Source organism: Cyanobacteria bacterium GSL.Bin1 (genome assembly GCA_009909085.1).
In the GTDB taxonomy this organism is placed as follows: Bacteria; Cyanobacteriota; Cyanobacteriia; order Cyanobacteriales; family Rubidibacteraceae; genus Halothece.
The window spans coordinates 1-2,790 of the sequence record JAAANX010000087.1 but is presented as its reverse complement, the minus strand read 5'-3'; the positions used below and the strand labels follow the sequence as shown (position 1 = coordinate 2,790).

The following is a 2,790-nucleotide window of genomic DNA, read 5'->3' as shown; positions in this document are numbered from 1 at the left end:
GGGTCGAAAGTGGTCAATTAAGTTGAACGATTCACAAAAACACATTTTGCGCTTCCTCGGTTCAGCCTGTCAAAAATATTATTTCCTTTGTTAAGGAACCTGCTGAATGTAGGGCGGAATCATCAAAATCGAGATTTTGGAGTCAAAGTCGGAACTGCTGGAATTACTCAAGCAGGAGGACAATCAAGAGGTTAAAGAAAGAATACAAGCTCTCTATTGGCTCAAGACTAAGCAAGTTGAAAGTACTGGCGCGATCGCCTCCCTAGTCGGTAGACATCGAACAACCATTTCTCGATGGCTCTCGCGATATCACCAAGGAGGGATGAAGAGCTTACTTCATAAAGAGTGCTGCAACAAATAAACCATCCATAATGTCTTGAAATTTCCCTAAGCAGCCTATAGCTACTGGATGATCATTTTCTTGGATTACTCAAAGGGAAAAGTTCCGGTCGCAAAAGTGAGGTGACTCCTGAACTCAAAGAGAAAATTCTCATTGAGCAACGCTCAAGGCTTGTGAACCCGAATGCATTCGGGTTCATTCCTTGAGTTAAACGATCCCGAAGGATTTTCTAGTTACAAAGAAGTGCAAAGATGGCTCAAAGTCATGGAAGATGTTGAGATGAGCTATGGTGGAGTGCATAATTTGATTCGTTATCAATTAAAATCCAAGCTAAAAGTCCCTCGTCCGGTTCATATTAAACAGCGAGAAGGAGCGGTCAATCACTTTAAAAAAGTGGATGCGACCCAGCCGGAATGCGATTCCGGCTGGAACGCGCACCAAGCCAACTGAGTGAAGAAATTGCTAGCCAGTTAGAATCTGAACCAGAAAAAGTGAAAAAATATCCAAATATCAAAAAAAGAGTGTGAGGATGAATCACGACTAGGCTTAATTACACTTTGGGCAAGAAAACTTACAGGAAAAGGAATTCAGCCAATTGGAACCGAACAGTGGTGCTTTGATTATTTTTGGTTATACGGGCTAATTGAACCCAAGACAGGAGAAAGTTTTTTTGCGGAATTTTCTCATGTTGATGGGGTCTGCTTTCAGGAGTATTTAAGATGGTTTTCTGCTCGGTATCCCAATGATTTACATATGATTCAGGTAGATAATGGTCATTTACATACTTGGTCAGAGTTAGAGATTCCTGAAAATATTATTCTCCTGTTTCAACCTCCCTATTGTCCAGAAATTAATCCGATTGAAAGGCTATGGAAAGAAATTAAAAAACAATTGAAGTGGGAACTTTTTGATCATCTTGACGAGCTGAGGAAAAAACTGGCTCAAGTTCTATCAAATTTAACCCCTTCGGTGGTTGCTTCTGTAACCGGATGGGATTTTATATTAGAGGCTCTATTTGTAGCAGGCATTTAGGGATTTCGTATAAGTTACTTATCTTATTATAAAATGTTTCGCTTTCTCCTTTCTCAATAAAATAGCAGATTCTTTTTTTGTCGCTATATCTTAATCCTCCCATCACATTCACTCTTCCTTTTCTTCTTTGTCCCGTTACTTTTTTCTTTTTCCCAATCCGTCGCCAACTTTTTCTCCTGATGACTCTCATGCTAAATCCCGATTCATCCCAAAACCATACCTGGATCTGGTTTGGCTGTTTTTCACTAGCTTCAATATATCCTGATAATTTTTATTTAAAGGCTTTTCTTTTTTCCTTGTCTTGTTTGTCTTCCAGACTGTATTTTGCCCAATGGTAAGCGTACTTTTTTGCTTTTAATATTCTCCTGACTTGCTCACTACTTAATCTAATTCCTGTTTCTTTCTCTAAATGTTCTGACAATCTAGTGCAGCCTGGCGAAAATAGTTGACCAGTTAGCGAATGCTCGAAGCATTGATTTTGGTTCAACTTTAGTGGTCAGTTACTTCTACCGCGCTGCACTGGCTCAAAAGCCACCCCAAGAGGAAGTGATTCTACAAACTAAAGTCGAGAGTGTTCTGAAACGTTATCGAGTTTCCGGGCAGATCGTCACTTCGATTGAGAAGAAGATCAGCTATCAAAAAGTCGATCAAGGTGCTGGTCGCGGAGGAGATAATCGTGCTTCCCGTCGTGTTCGTCAGACTACTTTTTCTCTGAATTATCAACGTTGTCAGGCAAAGATATCGCAACAACAATCCATTGCTGGTTGGAGATTATATGTTACCAATGCATCTGAATCCCGTCTTTCTTTAGAAGAAGCTGTTAATTCTTATCGAGAGTAATGGCAGCCTGAGAGGGGTTTTCATCGTTTTAAACGAGGTCATCTTCCTGCTTTACCTATCTATTTCCAAGATGAAGAACGGATTCGAGGGTTAATGTTTTTGCTCACCAGTGCTCTGACTCTGTTTACCTTAATGGAATTTGTGGTTCGTCGCCAATTAACTCAATCTCAGCAGTCCCTCTCTGGACTTGATTCAGGGAATCCCAAACGCATGACGAATCGTCCCACCGCAGAACAGTTGTTAACTGCTTTTGACGATTTAACTTTGTCCCTTCATCCTGATGGCTCTACTGAAATTAGCTCTCTTAATTCTCTTCAAAGACAGATTTTACACTTAATGAAAATCCCTGAATCAATTTACATGGTTCCTCAGTTAGTTCCTAATTGACTTTAATCTCTCAAACAACTGCTGTTACTTGATTCTATCTTCTTTATTTCCTTGATTGTTTCTCAAATAACGGGACTTAAACGAAGTTTAAGCTAAAATATAGCCGAAACTTGCTTTGTAAGCAACAAATACATCCCAATTTTCTTGAAGCCACTTCACAAAACGATATGTAATCGCAGTTCTAAAAGCCT

Annotated in this window: 5 protein-coding genes and 1 pseudogene; 4 read left to right on the top strand and 2 right to left on the bottom strand. The window is 39.7% G+C overall.

Annotation, left to right across the window (positions count from 1 at the left end):
• Positions 1-136: 136 nt before the first annotated feature.
• The 3 genes from GVY04_11310 (at position 137) to GVY04_11300 (ending at position 1,372) form a co-directional block, all read left to right on the top strand.
• Positions 137-361 (top strand): helix-turn-helix domain-containing protein, encoded by a 225-nt coding sequence (locus tag GVY04_11310; protein ID NBD16695.1) that lies wholly within the window; start codon positions 137-139, stop codon positions 359-361.
• Positions 362-523: 162 nt separating this feature from the next.
• Positions 524-790: a hypothetical protein gene (locus GVY04_11305; protein NBD16694.1), complete on the top strand. Its 267-nt coding sequence runs from the start codon at positions 524-526 to the stop codon at positions 788-790.
• Between the two features lie 51 nt (positions 791-841).
• Entirely contained in the window at positions 842-1,372 is a 531-nt protein-coding gene (locus tag GVY04_11300) for an IS630 family transposase (protein ID NBD16693.1), read from the top strand.
• On the opposite strand, the gene GVY04_11295 is transcribed toward GVY04_11300, so the two are convergent.
• Together GVY04_11295 and GVY04_11290 are read right to left on the bottom strand one after the other, a co-directional pair.
• Positions 1,338-1,562, bottom strand: coding sequence for a hypothetical protein (locus GVY04_11295; GenBank protein ID NBD16692.1), 225 nt, complete (start codon positions 1,560-1,562; stop codon positions 1,338-1,340). The genes GVY04_11300 and GVY04_11295 overlap by 35 nt on opposite strands.
• A gap of 81 nt (positions 1,563-1,643) precedes the next feature.
• Positions 1,644-1,793: a hypothetical protein gene (locus GVY04_11290; protein NBD16691.1), complete on the bottom strand. Its 150-nt coding sequence runs from the start codon at positions 1,791-1,793 to the stop codon at positions 1,644-1,646.
• A gap of 335 nt (positions 1,794-2,128) precedes the next feature.
• On the opposite strand from GVY04_11290, the pseudogene GVY04_11285 reads away from it, so the two are divergent.
• Positions 2,129-2,599, top strand: a pseudogene (locus tag GVY04_11285) (transposase).
• Positions 2,600-2,790: the final 191 nt, after the last annotated feature.

Coding starts and splice junctions, on each gene's coding strand:
- GVY04_11305 (NBD16694.1), top strand. CDS start 524: ATGCATTCGGGTTCATTCCTTGAGTTAAACGATCCCGAAGGATTTTCT.
- GVY04_11295 (NBD16692.1), bottom strand. CDS start 1,562: ATGAGAGTCATCAGGAGAAAAAGTTGGCGACGGATTGGGAAAAAGAAA.